The organism is Actinophytocola sp., assembly GCF_035712165.1.
Classification (GTDB): Bacteria; Actinomycetota; Actinomycetes; order Mycobacteriales; family Pseudonocardiaceae; genus DASYTH01.
Genome location: NZ_DASTBH010000409.1, coordinates 1 through 2473 on the forward strand (window position 1 = coordinate 1; position 2473 = coordinate 2473).

The window sequence follows — 2473 nt, forward strand, 5'->3', positions numbered from 1 at the left end:
GCGGATCTCGCGCCGCGTGTTGCTGGTTCGGCTACTTGGACCGCAGGACGGCCAGCGAGAACTTCGCGGTGACCTCGGGGTGCAGCCGCACCTTGATGTCGTAGTTGCCGATCGACTTGATCGGACCGGGCAGCTCCAGGCGGCGCCGGTCGAGCGCCGGACCACCGGCCGAGCGCACCGCGTCCACCACCTCGGCGGGCGTGATCGAACCGAACAGCCGCCCACCGTCGCCGGCCCGCGCGGACATCTGGACCTTGAGGTCCTGAAGCTGGCCCTGGACCTCCTTGGCGTGGTCCAGGTCCCGGATCTCGCGGGCGGAACGCGCCCGCTTGATCAGCGCGACCTGCTTCTCCGCGCCCTTGGACCAGGTGATCGCGAAGCCCTGCGGTAGCAGGTAGTTGCGGCCGTACCCGTCCTTGACGTCCACGACGTCGCCCGGCGAGCCGAGGCCGGACACCTCCTGCGTGAGGATGATCTTCATGCCGGTCCCTCCGCTCAGCGCGCCGTCGTGGTGTACGGCAGGAGGGCCATCTCGCGGGCGTTCTTGACCGCGCGGGCGATCTGCCGCTGCTGCTGGGAGGTCACGCCGGTGACCCGCCGGGCACGGATCTTGCCGCGGTCGGAGATGAACTTCCGCAGCAGCGCCGTGTCCTTGTAGTCGATGTAGGTGATCCCCTCCTTGTCGAGCGGGTTCACCTTCTTCTTCGGCTTGCGTAGTGCCGCAGCCTTAGCCATGTCTCGTCACTCCGTCTTGCTATCTCGCCCGGTGCTCGGCCGGGTGCCGGTTACCCGCCGTCTCAGAACGGCGGTTCGTCGTCGAAGTTCCCACCGGAGCCGGAACCGGAGCCGCTGGCCTTGCCGGCCGGAGCCGCGGTCGCCCACGGATCGTCGAAGTTGCCGCCCTGGCCGCCGCCACCACCGCCGCCGGAGGCGCCGAAGCCCCCGCCGCCGGAGCGCGACATCTTCTGCACCTTCGCCGTGGCGTACCGCAGCGACGGGCCGATCTCGTCGACCTCAAGCTCGATCACCGTGCGCTTCTCACCCTCGCGGGTCTCGTACGACCGCTGGCGCAGCCGTCCAGAGACGATCACGCGGGCACCGCGCTGCAGCGACTCCGCGACGTTCTCCGCCGCCTGCCGCCACACGGTGCAGGACAGGAACAGCGGCTCGCCGTCCTTCCACTCGTTGGTGGTCCGGTCCATGAACCGGGGCGTCGAGGCGACCCGGAACTTGGCGACGGCCGCACCCGAGGGGGTGAAGCGCAGCTCGGGGTCATCGGTCAGGTTCCCGATGACCGTGATGACGGTGTCTCCTGCCATGCCCAACAACTCCTCAGCGCGTTTCTGGTGTCTGCCGGTCGGCTGCCACAGCACAGGCTGCCACAGGCCTCCGACAGCACCAATGAGCGCGCCCGGTCCGGGGGAGCCGAACGTCGCGTCAGCGCACGTCCGGCCGGATCACCTTGGTCCGCAGCACGGACTCGTTGAGTCGCAGCTGACGGTCCAGCTCGGCCACCGCTTCGGGCGAGGCCTGGAGGTCGATGACGGCGTAGATGCCCTCGGCCATCTTGTTGATCTCGTACGAGAGGCGCCGGCGGCCCCACACGTCGAGCTTCTCCACCGAGCCACCCGCGGTCCGGATCACGTTGAGGTACGTGTCGAGTGACGGGGCGACGGTGCGCTCCTCGAGATTCGGGTCGAGGATCACCATGATTTCGTAATGACGCAAGACGTACTCACCTCCTCTGGGCTGGCGGCCACGGTCTCTCCGTGGCAGGAGGTCTGGCGTCCGTTCACGCGACCGCCGCGGGCCCTGCCCACGGCGCGGAGTGAACCGGACAAGGGTACCCGGTGCCGCGCGCGGCCACCGCACGGGGTGGGAGGGCTGTGTGACCGCCGGAACTCGGCAAACGAAACGGCGCCCCCGCGAGTCCGGGGGCGCCGGGAAGAGAGCCGCGGGGCGCATTGTCCGCATTCTTTGGGTGGGACCTGGGGAGGAACGACCACACCGACGAGGTTGGACAAGAGGCGCCCCGCGGAGCCTGTTCAGTTTACCGCGAAGCTTGACCGGTATGCACGTTGAGAGAGAATAGCACGGATCGCCCCGGCTGATACCCCTAACACGCAGACAATAGCGATAACGGCCAGAAGTCCGATTGGCCCGTCATCGCTCACCGGTTCCACCGACGACGCCAGCGGCTCGGCCGCCACCGAGTCCGGCGCGGCCACGTTCAGCTGCGGCGGCGACTCCGCCACCGCCGTACCCGCGCCCGACAGGTCGTCGGACCCGGCACCGGCCGCGAGCGCGGGATCCTCGTCGCGGTCCCGGGCGTCCGGCGCGGCCGGCTGGCGGTCCGGCCGGGCGGCGCCGTCGCCGGACGGTGCCCGGCCCGCCGGGCTGTCCCCGCCGGTCGACGGACGATCACCCGTGGTCGTGCCCGGCCCGGTCGGGTTGGCGGGCGGCGGCTCCTCGG

At 70.1% G+C, this 2473-nt stretch carries 4 protein-coding genes and 1 pseudogene; all 5 read right to left on the reverse strand.

Annotated elements, in window-relative coordinates:
* Positions 1-31: 31 nt before the first annotated feature.
* A complete protein-coding gene (rplI, locus tag VFO68_RS22825; protein WP_325160402.1) occupies positions 32-481 on the reverse strand; it encodes a 50S ribosomal protein L9 in 450 nt (149 codons plus the stop codon).
* 14 nt (positions 482-495) lie between these two features.
* Positions 496-735: a 30S ribosomal protein S18 gene (rpsR, locus tag VFO68_RS22830; protein WP_173040721.1), complete on the reverse strand. Its 240-nt coding sequence runs from the start codon at positions 733-735 to the stop codon at positions 496-498.
* A gap of 62 nt (positions 736-797) precedes the next feature.
* On the reverse strand, positions 798-1319 hold the full coding sequence (locus VFO68_RS22835; RefSeq protein ID WP_325160403.1) for a single-stranded DNA-binding protein: 522 nt from the start codon (positions 1317-1319) through the stop codon (positions 798-800).
* A gap of 118 nt (positions 1320-1437) precedes the next feature.
* Positions 1438-1728 (reverse strand): 30S ribosomal protein S6, encoded by a 291-nt coding sequence (rpsF, locus tag VFO68_RS22840; protein WP_325160404.1) that lies wholly within the window; start codon positions 1726-1728, stop codon positions 1438-1440.
* Positions 1729-2045: 317 nt separating this feature from the next.
* Positions 2046-2473: pseudogene (locus tag VFO68_RS22845) on the reverse strand (hypothetical protein); the annotation flags it as partial.